Raw genomic sequence first — 18,522 nt, forward strand, 5'->3', positions numbered from 1 at the left:
AAAAAGCGCGGGCAGGACCCGCGCTTTTTATTGCAACAACGGTGGCCGAAACGTCAGGCCGCGCTGTCGATTTCCTCGGCACCGTTTACCGGTACGTAGTTGAGCACCGGTCCGAGCCAGCGCTCTACCTCTACCAACGGCATGTCCTTACGACGCGCATAGTCCAGCACCTGATCGCGTTCCACCTTGGCAACACCGAAATAATAGCTCTCGGGATGGCCGATATAGAGGCCGGAGACGGAGGAGCCGGGCCACATGGCATAACTCTCCGTCAGCTCCACGCCCGCCGCGTTGGTGGCGTCGAGCAGGGAGAACAGGGTTTTCTTTTCGGTGTGATCAGGCTGGGCCGGATAACCCGGCGCAGGGCGGATACCGGCATAGGCCTCGCCGATCAGCTCATCGCCGGCAAGAGCTTCTTCGGGCGCATAACCCCAGAATTCCTTGCGCACCCGCTCATGCATACGTTCGGCAAAGGCTTCCGCAAAACGGTCGGCCAGCGCCTTGACGAGAATCGACGAATAATCGTCGTTAGCTCGCTCGAAGCGTTCAGCAATCGCCACCTCCTCGATACCCGCCGTGACGACGAAGCCGCCGACATAATCGGCAACGCCGCTATCGACGGGCGCGACGAAATCGGAAAGCGCCACATTGGGGCGTCCGTCACGCTTGGAAAGCTGCTGGCGCAGCGTGAAGAAGGTCGCCAGTTCTTCGGAACGGTTTTCATCCGTGAACAGCCTGATGTCGTCTCCCACCGCATTGGCGGGCCAGAAGCCGATAACAGCCCGCGGCCGGAACCATTTTTCCTCGATGATCTTCTTCAGCATCGCCTGCGCATCGGCATAAAGCTGCCGCGCGGCCTCGCCCTGTTTCTCGTCTTCAAGGATAGCGGGATATCGGCCCTTTAGCTCCCAGGTCTGGAAGAACGGCGTCCAGTCGATGTAACGGGACAGCTCCTCAAGGTCATAGGTCTCGAACACCTTGGTGCCGAAGAATTGCGGCTTCACGACACTATAGGTCGACCAGTCGATCTTGTGCGCATTCTCGCGGGCGCGGGAAAGCGGCAGACGCTGCTTTTCGCGCTCATTGCGGGCGTGCGCCTCCGCCACCTTGGCATATTCAGCCCGGATGCCGTCGATATAGGCTGGCTTCTGCTCGGCGGAGAGAAGTGCGGAGACGACGCCCACCGCACGCGAGGCATCGGTGACATAGATCGCCTGGCCCTGTTCGTAACGCGGATGGATTTTCACCGCCGTATGCACGCGGCTCGTCGTTGCGCCGCCGATCAGCAGCGGGATGTTGAAACCCTGCCGCTCCATTTCCGCCGCCACATGCACCATTTCATCAAGCGATGGCGTGATGAGACCGGAAAGACCGATCACATCGACCTTTTCGGCAATCGCCGTCTCAAGGATCTTCGTCGTCGGCACCATCACGCCGAGATCGATGATCTCGTAATTGTTGCAGGCAAGAACGACGCCGACGATGTTCTTGCCGATATCGTGCACATCACCCTTCACGGTCGCCATCAGCACCTTGCCGGCGGCCTTGTTCTGCTCGCCGCCATTCAGGCGCTTTTCCTCTTCCATGTAAGGAAGCAGCACGGCGACGGCCTGCTTCATTACGCGGGCGGATTTAACCACCTGCGGCAGAAACATCTTGCCAGAGCCGAACAGGTCACCGACCACGTTCATGCCCGCCATCAGCGGCCCTTCGATGACATGCAGCGGGCGGGCGGCCTGCTGGCGCGCCTCTTCCGTATCGGCTTCGATGAATTCGGTAATGCCGTTGACCAGCGCGTGTTGCAGCCGCTTTTCGACGGAAAGCTCGCGCCAGGAAAGATCCTGCACCTTCGCCTGTTTTTCACCCGTGCCGCGAAAACGCTCCGCCACGTCAAGCAGCCGCTCCGTCGCGTCGTCGCGGCGGTTCAGCACCACATCTTCACACGCCTCGCGCAGTTCCGCATCGATGTTGTCGTAAACCGCAAGCTGCCCGGCATTGACGATGCCCATATCCATGCCGACCTGGATGGCGTGGTAGAGGAACACGGCATGCATCGCCTCACGCACCGGCTCATTGCCGCGGAAGGAGAAGGACAGGTTGGAAACGCCACCGGAAATATGCGTGAGCGGCATGGTTTCACGGATGGTCTTTGTGGCTTCAATGAAGTCCACGCCGTAATTATTGTGCTCCTCGATACCCGTGGCCACCGCAAACACGTTTGGATCGAAGATGATGTCTTCCGGCGACAGGCCCGCCTTTTCGGTCAAAAGCTTGTAGGCGCGCGTGCAGATCTCCACCTTGCGCTGATAGGTATCCGCCTGCCCGACCTCGTCAAATGCCATGACCACGACCGCAGCACCGTAATTGTGGACGAGCCGCGCCTGCTGGAGAAACTTCTCCTCGCCTTCCTTCAGCGAAATAGAATTGACGATCGATTTGCCCTGCACGCATTTCAGACCGGCTTCGATGATTTCGAACTTGGATGAGTCGATCATCACAGGCACGCGGGCAATATCAGGCTCGGCGGCAATGAGGTTCAGGAACTCCACCATCGCCTTTTGCGAGTCGATCAGGCCCTCATCCATGTTGATGTCGATGATCTGCGCACCGTTTTCCACCTGATCGCGGGCGACAGCCAGCGCCGCCGTGTAATCGCCGGCGGTGATCAGCTTGCGGAAGCGGGCCGAGCCGGTGACGTTGGTACGTTCGCCCACGTTGACGAAGGGAATGTCTTTGGTCAGCACGAAGGGTTCGAGACCCGAAAGCGACATAAAGGGCTTGTGCTCGGGAATGGGGCGCGGCTTGTAATCCTTGACGGCTTCGGCAATCGCCCGGATATGCTCGGGCGTCGAGCCGCAGCAACCGCCGACGATGTTGACAAGACCGTCGCGGGCAAAACCCTGCACCTGGCGCGCCATCATTTCGGGTGTTTCGTCATATTGCCCGAATTCGTTCGGCAGGCCGGCATTCGGATAGGCGCAGACGAAGGTGTCGGCCACATCCGAAAGCTCCTGCAGATGCGGACGCATGGCATCTGCACCAAGAGCGCAGTTGAGGCCGATGGTGAAGGGGTTGGCGTGTCGCACCGAGTTCCAGAAAGCAGACGGCGTCTGGCCGGACAGCGTGCGGCCGGAAAGGTCGGTGATCGTGCCTGATATCATCACCGGCAGACGGATGCCCTTGGCCTCGAAGCGCTCCTCACAGGCGAAGATTGCGGCCTTGGCGTTCAGCGTATCGAAGATCGTCTCGATGAGGATGATATCCGCGCCGCCATCGATCAGCCCGTCGATCTGCTCGCCATAAGCGATGCGCAGATCGTCGAAACTGACGGCACGGTAACCAGGATTGTTGACATCAGGCGAAATCGAGGCGGTGCGGTTGGTCGGACCGATAGCGCCCGCAACGAAGCGGCGGCGGCCATCTTCGCGTTCAGCTCGCTGGGCAGCACGGCGGACGATCTGCGCCCCTTCGCGGTTGAGATCGTAGACGGCGTTTTCCATCTCGTAGTCCGCCTGCGCGATGCGCGTCGACGAAAACGTGTTGGTTTCGAGAATATCCGCGCCCGCCATCGCATAGCGATAATGGATTTCTTCGATGGCATCCGGCTGGGTCAGGATCAGAAGGTCGTTATTGCCCTGCTGGTGACAGGCGCAGCCGATAAAACGATCACCGCGAAAATGATCTTCATCAAACCCCAGCCCTTGAATCTGCGTGCCCATTGCGCCATCGAGAATGAGGATACGTTCGCTGGCGGCCTGGCGCAGCGCGCGCAAAATTTCCGCGCCGTCGCGCTTCGCCCCTTCAGGGCCGAACAGATCGTCAAACACGGGCGCACTCCTCATTTCGATTTGCAAGATCGCAAGCCGTCAAGTCACATAAAGATATGTTTATGTCAATATATCTTCAAGGTATAGGTATGGCTTTGCGTCGTTGCGGCAGACTACGAAATTTCACTGACAGATGACAGGTTTATGCAGCAAGGATATAAGCCGAAGCAGCAAACCGTATGGAGGACGAAATGCCCGAGGACGACCACAACAACCGGAACTGGAACACCTTGCCATGGCATCGCCAGTGGCTGGTCAAACAGGCCGATGGGCTTTTCGACTTCTTCCAGTACCGTGCCGTCAATCCGGCCGGTGGCTTCTTCGATCTCGACGCCAAGGGTGCGCCGCTGCAGAAAAACGACCCCGTGCGCGGCATCCATGCCTCGGCACGCATGGTGCATTGCTTCTCCATCGGCCACCTGCTCGGACGGCCGGGCTGCGGCGATATCGTCGACCACGGTATGACCTACCTCTGGAACAATCATCGTGACAGCGAGCACGGCGGTTATTTCTGGCAGGTCAACGATGGCGGCCCGGTGGACGCCACCAAACAGGGTTATGGCCACGCCTTCGTGCTTCTGGCCGCCTCCTCCGCCAAAACTGTCGGCCACCCGCTTGCTGACAAGATGCTGGCCGACATCACCGAGGTTCTGGAAACCCGTTTCTGGGAAGAAAAACACGGCGCTATCGCCGAGGAATTCAACCGCGACTGGTCACCCATCGACAATTATCGCGGCCAGAATTCCAACATGCATCTGACCGAAGCGCTGATGGCCGCCTACGAGGCGACCGGCGACAGCAATTACCTGACAAAGGCCGAACGCATCGCCGATCTCGTCATCCGTCGCCGCGCCGGTGAGCTGGATTTCCGCGTGCCGGAGCATTTTGACGAGAACTGGACGCTCGACAGGGAGTATCGTGGCAACGAAATGTTCCGCCCCTCGGGCTCCACTCCCGGCCACTGGCTGGAATGGGCGCGCCTCATCCTGCAATTGTGGGTGCTGGGCGAACGCCGCCACGACTGGATGCCGGTGGCGGCAAAATCGCTCTTTGTGCAATCCATGGCGCTTGGCTGGGACCGCGAAAAAGGCGGCTTCTTTTATACGCTCGACTGGCACGACAATCCCGACAAGACGGCAAAGCTCTGGTGGCCCATGTGCGAGGCGGCGGGTGCAGCCCACTTCCTCAACGAAAATCTGCCGGCGGACGAATTCTACGAAGACAGCTACCGCCGCATCTGGAGCACGATCGCCAACAATTTCATCGACCAAGACAATGGCGGCTGGCACGAGGAGCTGACGGAAAATCTGATTCCAGCCAACACGCTTTTCCCCGGCAAGGGCGACATCTACCACGCGCTTCAGGCCTGCCTGATCCCGCTATTTCCGGCAACGGGAAGTTTGACGAAAGTGATCAAGGAAGGCGGCGGCTCCTATTGAGGCCGCTGCAAGAATGAAGCATCTGACACGCTCCGTCATATCGGACGTGATCATGCTGGACCCCGGATCAAATCCGGGGTGTCAGCATATCGAGGCGCCTCAAAATCCGATAGTTTCCTCGAAATCATCCCAGGACTGGTACATTTCATAACGGCCGATACCCGGGATCGGCACATGTCCGTAATAGGGTGAAAGCTGGAACTCGGCGGCAGCCTCGCTTTTGCCGGCAACGGCGCTCACATAGATCGCGGAGGCGAGCCCGGTTCGGTTGGCGCCGTGTTCGCAATGGATGAGGATCGGTTTTTCAGCGTTGCGCAGCACGGCGACGAGCGTTTCCGCTTCCTCCACCGAGACCTTCTCGCTTGAACTCAGCGGATAATCGACCAGCCGGACACCGTTGTTTTTCGCTGCCTGGCTTTCGGCGTCATACCAGCCTTCACGCTTTTCATCGCGCAGATTGATGATCGTCTTGATGCCGTAGGCCTTGGCATAGGCCGTGATGTCCTTGCCGCTCGGCTGGGCCGAACGATAAAGTTCGCCGGGGATGACCTCGTGAAAATTTCCGGTCAGCTGGCCGATGCCCATATGCGCGCCGGCCAGAACCGGCAGAGCCACCAGGCCAATGGCGGCAATTTTCAGAAACTTCAGAACTATACGCAAAACCTAAACCCGCAACATTCATCGGACGGGTGGGCAGGTGGCATTGCAAATCGGCGAAAACAAGTCCCGCAACGGCGAAAGCGGCCTCGGCGTGGCCGGCAACGACGCGGGCACCTTTACGAACCCCTTGCGAAACAAGGGGTTCAGGCGACAGCACGAAAATGTTCAAGAAACCGTGAGGGTCGGAAGCAGCGACAGCCGTTCAATCGAATTCCGCAGAAACGATGGTGACGCGCCATTCCAGCCGTTGCGGATCTACCGTTTCATTGTTGCGCAGTCGGAAAGAGCGGCACGCGGCAAAGGTCTCTCCAGCCTCGATCCGCCTTTCACTCACCTGATAGGGATCAAAGGCGACGGAGGCGCGGAAGGCAGGCTCGAACCCTTCAAGCGTATAGGTCAGGCGCTGCACGGCAACATTATTGTCGTTGCGGAAGCTGACGCGGATCGGCAATGCCGCATCCGTGCACGCCGCATCGAAGCTAGCCGTCGCAATCACATGGTCGAGCCGCTGGCTACCGCGCTGCCAGTCGTAAATGACAAAGGCGGCAGTGGTTCCCCAGATCAACAGCAGGCAGATGACGACCGGTTTGAGGTGCCGCGGAAACGCGATGAGGGTGAGAAGAAGAATGGCACTGAGAACGGCTCCGACAATCACGTCGCCCCTCCCCCATGAAAACTAACCCGCATGCGATCCTGTCCTCCCTTGCCCATTCCTGCCCGCAACATCAGCCGTATCCAGGTGCCGAAGCACCGGCGTTGCCGCAGACAGGCACAACTCTATGGTCGTGCCCCCCGCTGTCAAGACAACCAAGCGTGACCCCTCTCCCGTCGCTTTGACAAGGCGACGAAAGGAACCAAACGCCGTTGAAGGCGTTCGCCGCATCAGAACAGCATGACGGGGCGGTAAAAAACGTCGCGATTTGGGCAAGGAAGGCCGGCAACTCGAGGGAACAATCTGCCCCTTGGAACCGCCGATCTCCGACCCATATTAAATGCACCTAATATATGTTATAGAAGTCAATCAGCTCAGGGAGAAAAACGATGAAAACGCTGATCGTAACGTCACTCTTGGCCCTGTCCGCCAGCACCGCGATGGCTGCGGATGCCGTCTACGAAACCCCGGCGCCTCCGGTCGCGCAGGAAACCCTGCCGGTATTTACTTGGTCTGGTCCGTATCTTGGTATTCAAGGCGGCGCAGGCTGGGCGAACGGCGATTTTTCGGCTGGCGGCCCCGTCGCGTCGGATAGTTTCGATGGCGGCATTCTGGGCGCTTTTGCCGGTTACAATTACCAGTTCGATAATAATTTCGTCCTCGGTATCGAAGGCGATGTAGATTATAACTGGAACGACAATGACTATGCCGGCGTGAACATCGGCACCGACTGGCAGGGCTCCGTTCGTGGCCGTGTCGGTTACGCTTTCGACCGTGCCTTGATCTATGGTACCGCCGGCTGGACAGCGACGCGCGGTTTCATCGAAACGCCTGGCGCCGGCAAGGATAGCACCACGTTCAACGGTTACACAGTCGGCGCTGGCCTGGACTATGCCTTCACCGACAATGTGTTCGGCAGGATTGAATATCGCTACAATGACTATGGCGACAAGGACATCTTCGGCGTCAACACCGATTTCGACCAGAGCACCGTCAAGGTCGGCCTTGGTGTGAAGTTCTGATAACGTCGACAAACGTCAGCAAAAGAGCCCGGCCAAGTGCCGGGCTTTTTCTTTGTCGGAACGCCGCACCAGCTTCGCCCTGAGACTCTAAAAACGTGGAAAATGTGAACATCGCAAAAATGAGATATTCACGGACCGTTCAGCCGGCCCGTGCCATCATGCGGGCATAATGAGCCTCTATCTCCCGAAGCAGGCTTATGGAGTAGCCCTCGATGAAAAAGATCATTCTTACAACCCTTGCCGCGCTGGTTGCCACCGGCAGCGTCTTCGCGTCCTACGGCACCGCTGCCGCGCAGGACTATCCCTATCGTCCGCGCTACGACCGTGGCGGCCCGCCCCCACCGCCCTATCGCGAACACCGCCGCCACAATGATGGTGCTGCGATTGCCGGCGGACTGGCTGCAGGCGTTATCGGCGGCCTGATCGGCGGCGCAATCGCCAACGGCGGTAACAGCGGTCCCCGATACTACGAGCCACCGCCGCCGCCCCGCCCACGCTGCTGGTTCGAAGACCGCCGCGTTCCCAATTCCTATGATGGCGGCTGGCACACCGAAAGCATGCGGGTCTGCGACTGACCCCATAGCTGAAAATCCGTGATGAACAATCCGACCAGTCTGAATGGCTGGTCGGATTTTTTGTTGGATGAGCAAAATCCAAAGAATGCGCAATGATCGATGATGTATCGACTTGCTATGCGGAATCGCACCAACTCGTTCAAAATATAAGGAAAATGGTGGGCCCGGAGGAAACCATGGAGCATTGAAATTATTGCGCGATTTCGAATTACTGCCGACAGTTCCAACAGGATTCCAACATCATCGTTTTGCTTTGCTGGACTGGATTACGCCTTCAATATTGGTGAAGTCCACGATCTCCGGCATCTCCTTGTTACCGACGATAAGCCGATCCGCCACAAATTCGCAATCGATTTCGGTGTACTCGCCGCGAACCTTACCCTCATCGTTCATGATCGTGTCTGGCACGTTAAAGAAGCGGTAAACAGTGGGTGTGTCCGTGGGTATAACGATGATCGCCGCACCGACCTGTAACGGCAGGGAAACTTTGAAAACACCTGATGAAGATCCTGGACGCGCAGCAACTGTCTTCCTTCTCCCCTTAACAATCGTGTCCAGATCGATTCCGACCCCTCCCTCATCGGGAAAAGCAACGGACCCACCGGCCAATTGGATTTGTGCGGCTACCATATTTGCGGCGCCGCTTGCGAGAATATTGCGCGACTTCTTTTCGCTGACTGTGATGTTCGGCGTCGAACCGATCGCGAGCCACGCCTCATCAACACCGAGAGCACGGGCCACGAGAGACATCATTTTCGGTTTTGGTTTGGCCTCACCGGCAAACCACTTACGCACCGCTTCTCTGCTAACGGGTTCATTGAATTGCGCTTCGAGCTGGTTCTTCAGCCAAATTTGGCGACCGTGGGCGGCCGGCGCCTGCGGTGAGTTTTCGCAGGCAATTCCGAGCCGTTTGGCAAAGTCTTTGTGCCGGATCACCGCATGAGATTGGGTGGAATTTGTCTTACCAGTGATGACTATCATTCGCTGCGACCTCATTAATCAAGAACTGGTTGATAAATGAGCGCTTAGCGCGATAAAGTCAACAAACAGTCCCTAAATCAACTAAACGGTTGTAATTGCTGGTTAATAGCTAAAATTTTAACTAACTCTCGTAATGAGATCAAAACTGGATAGATATAAGCGCAGCGGTGAATAATTGATTTTGCGTCTGACTTGCACGCGAATTTTCTCTTCACAGAAAATGCCACACTCAGGCATGACCATACTCTTGAGCGGCCTGCCAATCGCATCTTCGGGAAGCTCATCAAGGAATATACGCCTCCCCTGCCAGCGCACCAACCGTGCGCCGATGCGCCGAGACTGCTCTGCGCGAGCACGGAAAATCTCAGGGTGTAGTTTGCGCAGATGGTTCCAGTAGGTGGGGGATGTCGCTTTGACGCAACCCAAGCAATTCGCATTCGGCCATCCATCAAAGTAGGACCGCGGCAGCATCAGACCGGCAGCAGTGATGATTTCGAAGCAATCTTGCTTTGTGAGGTCGGCTTCGATCAGGACTGGCAGAACGTTATCCCGTTCAGTCAGTACGAACATATTGTGGCGGTCTTCTTCCTCAGACGTGAATCCGAACACATGCCAAGCAGCCTTGTTGGCTTCTTCCCACTCCTGGCGGGCACCCTTCTTCAATATGCGGGTGCAGGTTGCACCTTTAGGACCGGCCATGAAGTTTTCAGCGTCCCACACCTCGACAGCACTACCGCTCGGAAACTTACGGCTCGAAACAGGTTCAATCGTATGACCCAACCACTGCTCGACATCCTTGAGAAATCGACGGTTATCCTCATCTTCCTCCAAAATGAAATTGTTCAGGATACGAATTTCGTGAGTGTCAGAATACTGCTCAAGCGTAAGCTTTGCTGCAACAGCACTTGCCGCCCCACATGAAAACCAAACGGCAATGACAGGCTTATCCAAAACAGCGCCCTCAAATCAACTATTTGTTGATTATCATCCTAAAGCTTGTAGTTCAAGCGAACTCGCACTGCGTCCATGATTTCGTCCTGCGTGACTCCCTTGGAGCGCAGCGTTTCGTACTGCACCTCATCCATGGTTCCCTTCGCCATGATGACGTGGATGAAGACCGATGGGTGCAGCTGACCTGGACGGGCTAGTCGACGATTGAACTGATCCCACAATTCCAGCGACCAGGTGAGCCCGTACCAGACCTGGATGAAACCACCGTACTGCAGGTTTAGACCGTGTGCCATTGAAGCCGGATGTGAAACACCCATCTGGATCTTGCCGGCGTTCCACTTCTTGACGAAATTCGGTTCCTCATCGAAGAAAACCGCCTTGGGAAACTTTTTGCGGATTCGCTCTTTGTCGAACTTGAAGCTGTATGCCACCAGCATGTTCTGACCGGCAGACTCTTCGACGATGCTCTCAAGCTCCTTAATCTTCGCATCATGAACGTGGATTGTTTCACGGACAGGCGGATAGACATCTTCGTCAGTCCGATAGAGCGAGCCGTTGGCGAATTGGAGCAACTTGTTTGTAAGCACCCCGCGGGAGACCGCTTCCACGTCGTAGCTCTCGGCAACCAGGGTCTTTTCAAAATCCCGGTATTGTTTCATGTGCTTTGGTGCGAGGGTAACGAAGCGCGGATTGAATATCTGCGGCGGCAGATCAATGTAGTCCTGTGATCGAAGGCTGATCATGCAATCCTTCATCAGACCCATGATCTTGTCCTTGGCACCCTCTTTCGGCTTTACCTCATGCGTGAAAGGGTTCTTGTCGAAGAATGTCTTCTCGAAGCGAGTTTTATTGATGCCGAGTCTCTCGCCCTGATCCATCAGGTAAGCTTGACCGCCGAGGTCGTAGACACCATTCGGCGACGGCGTGCCGCTCAATTCGATCACCCGCTTCATGTTCTTGCGGGCTTGCGCAAGGACGCCGAACTCGGTCAAATTCGGTTTCTTTTTTACCGTCTGGCCGGTCTTAGGGTCTTTCTTCTTCGCGGGCGTGCGGAAGGTGAAACCTTTTAGGCGGCTCGACTCGTCATAGACAAGGATCTGCCAGCGCCAGCCGGAATCGCCGCCGATCGTCTCCCAAAGCCATTGCAGGTTTTCGCGATTAATGATGGTCAGGTCCGCGTCAACGGCCAAAGCTGCCTTCCGCTGTGCGGCATCGCCAACGACGACGGTGAACGTCATATCCTGCAGGTGTTCCCACTCGCCGACCTCGGTGGGCCAGGTTTCTTCTGCGACTTTGAGCGGCGCGACAACCAGGCACCGCCAGTTGGTATTTTTGCGGAGAAGACGGCGCACACCGGTCAGCGTTGCACCGGTCTTGCCCAAACTCATCTCGGCCGCGCCGAGAAGGTATTCCCGCTGCTCGATCTCGTCGGCCAGATACCGCTGGTACGATCGGAGCATGGACTCAGGGCGCAACCCCGATATCGGTGAGCCAATATCGGCAACTACTTCCAAAATCGAAGGGGTTTCGATCAGGCCAAACGAGCGAAGATAGAGATCGAGGGCGGCAGTTGTCTCGAATTTCCGGACAACTGGTATCGCGACGAACGATTGCCTGTAGATTTCAAATGGCGTCAGGGTCGTGAGCATCGAGAACGCGCATCCCTTCTGACAAATTATCGACGACGTAGACGTTTGCCCCTTTCGCCCTCAGACGCCTGTGCTCGCGCTGCTGCTGAATACGGGCGTCATCACCGAACTTCTTCGCCTCGATGAGCACCCACACGCCGCCCTTGAGGAACCACAGGTCCGGTGAACCGCGGCGTGCCTGATAGACCACCTTGCGGACCAACCAGCCTGTGGACTTGCCGTAATCAACCAGGGGGTTCTGAACGTCGGAGAACTCAGCCAAGGGCACGTACCTCGACACCGGCTTCCTTGAACATCGCAGTAGACGCTTCGATCTCGTCGCCGAGCGCCTGAAAGGTTCCACCGCCGAACACGACATGTTTGATGCCGGCTTGGATCAATGTTCGAGTGCAGGCAGCGCAAGGGTGATGGGTCGTGTAGACGGTGCAACCTTCCGTGGGGATGCCTGCTCGGGCAGCGAAGGCGATAAGGTTGGCTTCTCCATGAGAGGCAAACAGATATTTTGTCGGTCGGTCGCGGCGTTCGTCAGTTTCGTGGACTCCGATCGGCGGGCCGTTGAAACCCGTGAGGCGCACTTCACGGTTGGGCCCGACAAGCACAGCGCCGACCTGAGTGCTGTCCTTAGACTTCTTCGCTGCGTGCTCTGCGAAACCGTAGAGGTAGGTATCCCAATCCATCCCATAAATCCCTAAATAGTTGATTTTGTAAACGACGAAAGATAGAGATCGAGCGCTGTTTCCCGCTTCCCCCACCCCATGTTCCTGAGAATTTCGTAGGCTTCTTCGATGTAGCGGTCATGATCCACGTCCGCAGGCACAAGCAGATCATCCGGCAGTGTCATGATTGGCCGGCAGCCGTCTGACCTCGAAACCTTGGCTCGGTTACCTGTCTTGGCGTGCGGCTTGCCGCGCATGATCGGAGCACCGTCCTTCGCCCAATAGAACCGAACCGTTTTACCGAGATACTGACCATTCCAGTCGCCACCGCCCTTGGCTTTGATGACACGAACGAAACCGCGCACGTCAGGATAATTCCTGATGAAGTCTTCAATCGGAATCCCGTCGACAAGGAACGCCAGGATCGCGTCACCGCACACCGTCATGTTGGGATTCTTTTTCATCTGCTCGAACGACGGGCTATATTCCGGCGAGTCCTTCATCAGGAATTTACGCAAACCCTCGTGCTCGATCCTCGCCAAGAGAGGGTCGTCGTCTTTGAGTTTGTTCCGCCAGTGGTTGGCGATGTAACCCTTTCGCTTGGCCTTACCGTCCGGCTTGATCGCCAGATAGAAATTCACGTCGCGGTTATAGATTGCCTTGTACTCAGCGCCTTCGAGCACGAAGCTTGTCGTGTTCTCCCACCACTCGATCAGTTCCTTGAGGAACCCGCCTGCCGGCCGGTCACCCTTCATGCCTTCATACAGATGGCGCGGGATCTTCATCACGACACCGTCAGTGTTTGCCGAAACGATCCGGATACCCGCCAATTCGGCGCGCTCGATCAGCATCAGCAGTGTAAGCTGACCGGTCAGCGTCGTCGCGATCATCAGATGCGGAGCGAACAGAACACTGTATCGGCTCCCGAGCTTGCCGTATGGACCATTGAGACCAACCTTGCGGCCATCGGAACGAACCTTGAAGAACAACTCCATTTCACGGTCGCCAGCATCTCGGGCATCGTTCGAGCGTTTCTTGTCGGCCATGCGTTCGGCTTTGATGCCGCCGTAGACTGGCTGGAATTTTGGACCGACCGCTTTCGGGTAGAGACCGAGTTTCAGAATGATTGACGGGTACTGAGAACCCACGTCGAAGTCGACAAGCTGCCAGTCGTCATCCGACTCTTCGACACGACACTTCTCCTGCGAATGCAAACCGCCGATGCCGAGCTTATAGGTGGATTGGCCGATCTCAATCTTGAATTTCTTGAACTCGTCGGGGAACGGTACAGAGCCTGTATCGGTGACCTCGATATCAGTCTCTCGGATGACCTTCAAAACGTTCTGTAGCAGCGGCGTTTTGAACTCTATGAAGTCGGGAACCTGGTATCGGAACCGATAGCCGCCTTTGAACTCGGCTTTCTGCACCTGCTTTTTGATCAGACGCTCAACGCCGATCTTGATCATGCGCTCGCCGGTCTGCGCATCAGACAGAGAACGGGCATCGATCCCGTAGATTTCGCCGATCGACTCGCGAAGTTCGAGCGCCTGCTTGCAATGCGAATAGAGGGTTGCGGTCGCAGGGCAGTCCGAATTTCGGCAATAGTCGTTCAGTACGTCCATCTCGTCGTGGGTGAGATCGGCGTCAGGGTCTACGGGCAGGTCTTGGAGCCGCTTCGCGTGCAAGCGACCGGCAAGCGTCTTGAGGCTCGCGCTACCAGAGGCGAAAACGTTTTCCTGCTCGTCGTCATCATCGGCACCTGTTCCCACGGAGGGGTTGGTGTCGAAAAGATCGATGTGATCCACGTAGGACGGAACGACGATCCCAAACTCGCGCTCGCAGTCCCAGGGTTTCTTCCGCTTTTTGATAATCCAGTCAGAGAGTGCCTTCAGGTCCGCATTGCTCGCGCCATTGAGCGCGTACAACAGAACCATCATGTCGTAGTCTCTCGAATTGAAGCCGACTACGGTGTACTTCTTGAGAATGCGCCTCACGCGCAGCGGATCGAAATCAGCGCGCTCGCTACGCTCGTAACCAATGGACCGGCCGTCCTCGGTCAGGAATGCTACGTAGAAGTAATTCCGGTAGCATTCCAAGTCGAAGAAGGCGACTGGACGTTCGGTCTTGGTCCTGACTTCTCTGGCCATCAGATATCGTCGAAGTCGTCGGCTTGCGCTGGCGCCTTGTACGCAACTGTCGCCATCTGCGAAGCGCTCTTGTTGAGTAGACGACGGCGGATTTCGATCACCCAACTCGCTTGGTGACGCGCATCGTCGAGCGCATTGTGGGCGGTGCCCTCAAGCTTCGGAATGCGATAGCCGATGGCTTCCCCGAGATCCTTAATCGTGCGGCAATCGCGTACATTCCAAAACGCCCATGGCGCCGGCTTGTCGTGAGCCCGCCAGTAGGCATGCTCAAGAATTGATATGTCGAACGTCGGTCCGTTACCCCAAACAGGTGCCTTGGGTTGCAATGCGTAGAAATCAGCTAGCTTCGCCAGGGCTTCCGGCAGTGGGGTTTTTCCCGCAACTACCGCATCACGAGCTGCTTGTGACTGCTGAAGCCACCACGTGACCGTCGAACCGGTGACACGTCCGTATCGGCATGCGCTGTCTGCATCGATCGCCTTGTAAAATTCCATACCGAGTTCACCGGTATCAGGATCGAAGAAAACTGCTCCAATACTTACAATCGCGGAGTCCATTCGGTTTCCGAACGTCTCCAAGTCAATCATCAAATTCATTCCCACGGCAGAACTCCCCAAATATCAACAAATAGTGGATTTACAGGGCGCGATTAAGCGCCCTGTAAAGTGGCATCAGATTTCTTCGTCATCGTCGATAGAGGGTGCTTTCTTCCTGGTCGTCTTGTCGTTCAGATCGTCACCGTCATCATCATCGTCGCCGAGATCATCGATTTCATCGTCATCGATGCCGCCGCCGCTGAACTGCTCATCACGTTTAAAGAACTGCAGAGCGTCAAGAGTTGCAAACACACCGTTTCCACCCTTGTCCGTGTCAGTGATCGGGTAGAAATGCAGGTAAGCGACCGCCCAATGGCCGGAAACAAACAGTTCCTCGGCTTCTTCAACCGAAAGGTCGTCACCGCGACGATCTTTGAACTTCGGCAGCTTGTCGTTGGTGAGTTTCAGATACCAGGTGTCTTCATAATGGTCACGAATATCACCTTCGGCCGTGGTATATTCGTCGCCATCAAAAACCGGCAGACGCTTGTCATCCATGGCCTTCAGGATCTTTTCATGTTTCCCCTTCCACTTGGGAACGGAATCCATGACGTGCTCGACAGCCTGGTCAAGAACAGCCTTGGCGGCTTTACCATCCTTGGTGTTCTTGTAGATTAGGCCATTCGTTCGGTGCTTCAATTTCGCACCTTCCTGGTTGACTGACTTGGTCTTCTTGGTAACAGCACAATAGCTGAGACGAACCAGAACTTTTACGCGGCCTGTTTCGGGATTGAACGTAGGTTTAAAACCCATTTCACATTTTCCACTTCACGTTTTAATCGTCGAAATCTTCGAAGTCGTCTTCCAGATTTTCGAACTCTGAACTGACCAGAAGCGCTGGTCGCGCATCCTCGATCGATACGATCGAAGGAGTTGGTTCGCCGCCGACAACAAAATCCCTGGGGAACTTCCCCTTACCAACGATTTTGTCCAGCATTGCGGGAGTTCTCAACTTTTTGATGATTATCTGGTCATCTTTAAAGCCGTGCTTCTTCAACCAGGCTTCCGACTGTTCCTCGTCCGCGTGCTTGCGGTTCGAACGCCGGCCGGCGACAATCTTCAGTCCGTATTTCTCACCGTCGCCGGTCCGCACGTCTGCAGCGACGGAAGCTTCCACGCGAGTGAGGAATTTCCGGATTGCTGGAAGGTGATCATAAATGGCCTTCTTGCGGGCGGTAGTGAGACCTTCGACCTCCGGTGTCTCCACCTCGACGCCAAATTCCACGTAATGGTCCAGGTTCTCGAACTCGATGTCGCAGAACTCTAAATTCCACGCTTCATATTCAGGGCACGCACCGTCAACCTTGGCAGCCGGGCACCATAGACACGAGTCCACGTTCGGCGTGCAAGGTGCATTCGGATCGAACGTCATTGCTGCACGCTCTTTCACATACTCACCGAACGCCAGTAGCTCATTGAGCGTCTGCGTCCACTCGCCGCCGCCCTTTGCATTGCGCGGTTGGTCGATCACAAACCGGAATTTTTTGGCTTCGGTTTTGTGCTTGGCGATCTGTTCGTAAAATCCGAGTGCGTAAAGACGGATCTGTGTGTTGCCCACTGCCTCTACGGGGATACCTCGGCCGAACTTGAGGTCGTTGATAACAATTTCCTCGTCACCGATAATACCGCAATCCAGCGTACCGCCCTGTCGATTACCTTCTTCGTCAAGGCCAACCCAGGGCGTCGTGTCAACGCGATATTCGATGACCATCTCGCCTTGGAACTCACGCACTCTGTCAATGCCTGGTTGCAGGGCGTCAGCCATGTCCTCATCGCAGACGTAGATAACGCCGTTGACATCGACTTCAGTGCCGACAAAATCATAGGCATCAAGACCAACGGAGAGCGAAAGTTCACGGATCAGATGAGCGGCAGTACCTTCGTCCGCGGCGGTGTTGACCTTGCCGTCATCACCGGTCAGACCAAGCTTCTTGCAACGCATTATAGCGCCGCTACACCCTAGCCACCTTTTCGAATCAGATGGGGAATTGCGAGCGTGACCTGTCAAATGACCGTCCTCTCGTAATTTTTCCTAGCCACTACGGCAGCAGATTTCGTTGGAAAATGCCCGAGGCTTTTGAATCTACCATTAAGCGTGAAATAAGCTTGCCAAGGGTTCAGTTTCCCATCCCTAAAGCACACGCCAACCTCTCCGGACAAACCTCGTGCTGTGTGCTTTAAAATATGGTTTTGCGACTCTGTTAACCATCGCAAATTCGTCAACCTGTTGTCAGAACGCACTCCGTTCTTGTGATCAGGAACCATGCCTTCAACTGGCGGCTCACCCAAAAATTGCTTGATCACCAACTGGTGGACTTTGCGGGTGGTTCGGACGCTATTTTCGTCGAATAAATTGACCTGGAGATATCCGTCCTTGTCAGGAATACCCTTCATTATTCGAACAGGTTTTACTCTTTTATGAGAACCCTTAATCAAACTCTCGACATGAATGATGCGACCAAGGCTCTTCACACGGCCGAAATCACTGACTTGATACAGCCCTTCGTAACCAGAGATATCTTTCCAGATTTCCTGCACAGTTCTTCCTCGGATCATTTCAAAGGACGCTCAACGGCAGAGGTTGAACCGTTTCAGGGGAGACTGAACACCGGGGGGAAAGCGGTGGAGCGTCCTTTGAAATGATCCCGGCCCGAAGGCCGAGACCACTCTTTGCCTTGGGAGGCGATGGTCAGATTTCTTCGTCGTCGGAGCCGGTGTCGTCAGTGCCGGGAGCAGCCGTGAGGCGACCCTTGCCGAATCCTGTGTCCGATTCCTTCTGCTTGTTGACCCAATCGACGAGACGCTGAAGGTCTTTCGCGGGAACGTCGGCGACCGTTGCACCTTCCTTTCCGACGAGCTTCGCCAGGGCGCCCTTAATCTTGGTCTTGCGTGCGTCGGTCTCCGGATCGCCCTCGACCTTGGCAAATTCGCCGAGCCACGGTGCGACGATCTTCATCTTGACGTTGTCGTTAGTCAGTTTCGGCGCAGTGTCTTCTTCGCCGTCACCATCGCCCTCACCCGTGTCGGCGCCGGTTTCAGCCTTCGTATCTTCCTTCTTGACGCGGGTGCGTTTCGGCTTTTCATCACCGTCGCCTGCCGACGCCGACTTGCCGCCTGCTGCCAGCACAGCATTGAGCTTTTCGGTATGATCGGTCTGCGCTTCCGTGAGCGCCACAACGGCGCTGGTCAGAGCTTCGATCTTCGCTTCGAGGGACATGTCATTCCTTTCAGGGTGTTGGTTGGATTTGTAAGATCGTGCGTTCGCCGCTTACGATGCATTATCAATTTCCACAAACAGTTGATTATGTCAACAAGTGATTGACTTCAAAATCAACAAAAAGTAGTTTCTATTGAAATCACATGTTCG

17 protein-coding genes are annotated in these 18,522 nt (G+C 56.0%); 3 read left to right on the top strand and 14 right to left on the bottom strand.

Annotation, left to right across the window (positions count from 1 at the left end):
* Positions 1-53: 53 nt before the first annotated feature.
* Entirely contained in the window at positions 54-3,827 is a 3,774-nt protein-coding gene (gene metH, locus ACQZ6D_RS05355; RefSeq protein ID WP_019565253.1) for a methionine synthase, read from the bottom strand.
* A gap of 179 nt (positions 3,828-4,006) precedes the next feature.
* Between metH and ACQZ6D_RS05360 the strand changes: the two genes are divergently transcribed.
* Positions 4,007-5,266 carry an AGE family epimerase/isomerase gene (locus ACQZ6D_RS05360; RefSeq protein WP_448729638.1) on the top strand — a complete coding sequence of 420 codons (1,260 nt, stop codon included), beginning with the start codon at positions 4,007-4,009 and terminating at the stop codon, positions 5,264-5,266.
* 99 nt (positions 5,267-5,365) lie between these two features.
* Here the strand turns inward: ACQZ6D_RS05360 and ACQZ6D_RS05365 are convergent, their stop codons facing one another.
* Both ACQZ6D_RS05365 and ACQZ6D_RS05370 read right to left on the bottom strand, forming a co-directional pair.
* Positions 5,366-5,926 (bottom strand): dual specificity protein phosphatase family protein, encoded by a 561-nt coding sequence (locus ACQZ6D_RS05365; protein WP_003513343.1) that lies wholly within the window; start codon positions 5,924-5,926, stop codon positions 5,366-5,368.
* Between the two features lie 202 nt (positions 5,927-6,128).
* Positions 6,129-6,581, bottom strand: coding sequence for a hypothetical protein (locus tag ACQZ6D_RS05370; protein ID WP_003513344.1), 453 nt, complete (start codon positions 6,579-6,581; stop codon positions 6,129-6,131).
* Between the two features lie 386 nt (positions 6,582-6,967).
* Between ACQZ6D_RS05370 and ACQZ6D_RS05375 the strand changes: the two genes are divergently transcribed.
* Both ACQZ6D_RS05375 and ACQZ6D_RS05380 read left to right on the top strand, forming a co-directional pair.
* Positions 6,968-7,600: an outer membrane protein gene (locus ACQZ6D_RS05375; protein WP_003513345.1), complete on the top strand. Its 633-nt coding sequence runs from the start codon at positions 6,968-6,970 to the stop codon at positions 7,598-7,600.
* Between the two features lie 212 nt (positions 7,601-7,812).
* On the top strand, positions 7,813-8,175 hold the full coding sequence (locus ACQZ6D_RS05380; RefSeq protein ID WP_003513347.1) for a hypothetical protein: 363 nt from the start codon (positions 7,813-7,815) through the stop codon (positions 8,173-8,175).
* A gap of 240 nt (positions 8,176-8,415) precedes the next feature.
* On the opposite strand, the gene ACQZ6D_RS05385 is transcribed toward ACQZ6D_RS05380, so the two are convergent.
* The 11 genes from ACQZ6D_RS05385 to ACQZ6D_RS05435 all read right to left on the bottom strand — a co-directional run bounded on the left by ACQZ6D_RS05385 (position 8,416) and on the right by ACQZ6D_RS05435 (position 18,372).
* Complete coding sequence (locus ACQZ6D_RS05385; RefSeq protein ID WP_174002032.1) at positions 8,416-9,156, bottom strand: helix-turn-helix domain-containing protein; 741 nt, start codon at positions 9,154-9,156, stop codon at positions 8,416-8,418.
* 117 nt (positions 9,157-9,273) lie between these two features.
* Entirely contained in the window at positions 9,274-10,107 is an 834-nt protein-coding gene (locus tag ACQZ6D_RS05390; RefSeq protein ID WP_448729639.1) for a hypothetical protein, read from the bottom strand.
* Between the two features lie 38 nt (positions 10,108-10,145).
* Positions 10,146-11,756, bottom strand: coding sequence for an SNF2-related protein (locus tag ACQZ6D_RS05395; protein ID WP_448729640.1), 1,611 nt, complete (start codon positions 11,754-11,756; stop codon positions 10,146-10,148).
* Entirely contained in the window at positions 11,731-12,018 is a 288-nt protein-coding gene (locus tag ACQZ6D_RS05400; protein WP_448729641.1) for a hypothetical protein, read from the bottom strand. The genes ACQZ6D_RS05395 and ACQZ6D_RS05400 overlap by 26 nt, the downstream gene beginning before the upstream one ends.
* Complete coding sequence (locus ACQZ6D_RS05405) at positions 12,011-12,433, bottom strand: deoxycytidylate deaminase (RefSeq protein ID WP_448729642.1); 423 nt, start codon at positions 12,431-12,433, stop codon at positions 12,011-12,013. Before ACQZ6D_RS05405 ends, ACQZ6D_RS05400 begins: the two co-directional genes overlap by 8 nt.
* Positions 12,434-12,444: 11 nt before the next feature.
* Positions 12,445-14,664 (bottom strand): hypothetical protein, encoded by a 2,220-nt coding sequence (locus ACQZ6D_RS05410; RefSeq protein ID WP_448729643.1) that lies wholly within the window; start codon positions 14,662-14,664, stop codon positions 12,445-12,447.
* Positions 14,559-15,155: a 3'-5' exonuclease gene (locus ACQZ6D_RS05415; protein ID WP_448729644.1), complete on the bottom strand. Its 597-nt coding sequence runs from the start codon at positions 15,153-15,155 to the stop codon at positions 14,559-14,561. The genes ACQZ6D_RS05410 and ACQZ6D_RS05415 overlap by 106 nt, the downstream gene beginning before the upstream one ends.
* Positions 15,156-15,230: 75 nt before the next feature.
* The gene (locus ACQZ6D_RS05420; RefSeq protein ID WP_448729645.1) at positions 15,231-15,908 is read right to left on the bottom strand and encodes an ssDNA-binding protein; all 678 of its coding nucleotides are present in this window, start codon (positions 15,906-15,908) and stop codon (positions 15,231-15,233) included.
* A 22-nt stretch (positions 15,909-15,930) separates the two neighbouring features.
* Entirely contained in the window at positions 15,931-17,163 is a 1,233-nt protein-coding gene (locus ACQZ6D_RS05425; RefSeq protein ID WP_448729646.1) for a DUF2800 domain-containing protein, read from the bottom strand.
* Positions 17,160-17,693 (bottom strand): NUMOD4 motif-containing HNH endonuclease, encoded by a 534-nt coding sequence (locus ACQZ6D_RS05430; protein WP_448729647.1) that lies wholly within the window; start codon positions 17,691-17,693, stop codon positions 17,160-17,162. The genes ACQZ6D_RS05425 and ACQZ6D_RS05430 overlap by 4 nt, the downstream gene beginning before the upstream one ends.
* Before the next feature lie 151 nt (positions 17,694-17,844).
* Positions 17,845-18,372 (bottom strand): hypothetical protein, encoded by a 528-nt coding sequence (locus tag ACQZ6D_RS05435; protein WP_448729648.1) that lies wholly within the window; start codon positions 18,370-18,372, stop codon positions 17,845-17,847.
* Positions 18,373-18,522: the final 150 nt, after the last annotated feature.

Source organism: Agrobacterium sp. 22-3639C2 (assembly GCF_053522105.1).